Source organism: Oleiphilus sp. HI0061 (genome assembly GCF_001635675.1).
The window spans coordinates 1-1,027 of record NZ_LWFE01001309.1 but is presented as its reverse complement, the minus strand read 5'-3'; the positions used below and the strand labels follow the sequence as shown (position 1 = coordinate 1,027).

The window sequence follows — 1,027 nt, the reverse complement described above, 5'->3', positions numbered from 1 at the left end:
GCCCTTAAGCGGGCCACTTCAATTGGCTGGAAAAGCTATTCGTGACGGTTTCATGGCTCAACACTATGCCAGCAATAAACAAAACCCAAACCACGAACCACTACAAGTTCGTTTTTTCGACACAGCAACGCAAGACATTTTGTCACTGTACAATCAAGCACCTGAGACAGGCAGCCTAATTATCGGCCCTCTAGACAAAGCTTCTCTTAAAGCGCTGAACTCCTTAGATATTATTAGCACGCCAACTCTCGCCTTAAACTATCTTCCAGCGACTAACGCAGGTTCAGATAAGCTATACCAACTTGGTCTAGCACCTGAGACCGAGGCCAGACAACTTGCTACACGCCTACACGACAAATCACTGAAACGGGTCGGCATCATACTGCCAGAGAATAATCTTGGCTTTCGCATATACGATAGCTTTGTAGAAAGCTTCTCTTCATTAGACGGGGTCGTTATCGATAGCGTATTTTACAAAAATCAGAAATCTCTCGCTTCGAGCGTCGCCCGCCTCCTCGGCACTGAGGACAGCCAGAATCGAAAGCGAAAAATTCGAAAAATCACTAACACAGCGCTCGAGTTTTTACCCAGAAGAAGGCAAGATATCGACGCACTTGTCATGATTGCCAAACCCGAAATAGCACGTCAAATCAAACCTCTCTTTGCCTACCATTACGCTGCCGACCTGCCAGTATTCGCCAGCTCTCAAATTCATAACATATCTGACAACAACGACAACAGAGACCTGGACGGTATCGAGTTTATCGAAATGCCCTGGATGCTTAGCAGTACAATAGATATCAAAAGCCAGATAAATCATGCTATCCCCGAGTCAACAGAGCAATATAGCCGCTTTTATGCGCTAGGAGCCGACAGCTATAATATCGCCCCAAGACTACAGCTATTGCACGAAGTTCGAGGCAGCCAGATGCAAGGCCACACCGGCATGCTATCAATGGATGAGCAGGGCATTATTAATCGCCAATTAGAATGGGCAAAATTTAGAAAAGGAAAGGCAGTTACCATT

1 protein-coding gene is annotated in these 1,027 nt (G+C 46.0%); it reads left to right on the top strand.

The window, feature by feature from the left end; all coding sequences use genetic code 11:
- A partial coding sequence (locus tag A3735_RS20705) for a penicillin-binding protein activator (protein WP_197485959.1) occupies positions 1 to 1,027 on the top strand: 1,027 nt, incomplete at both ends.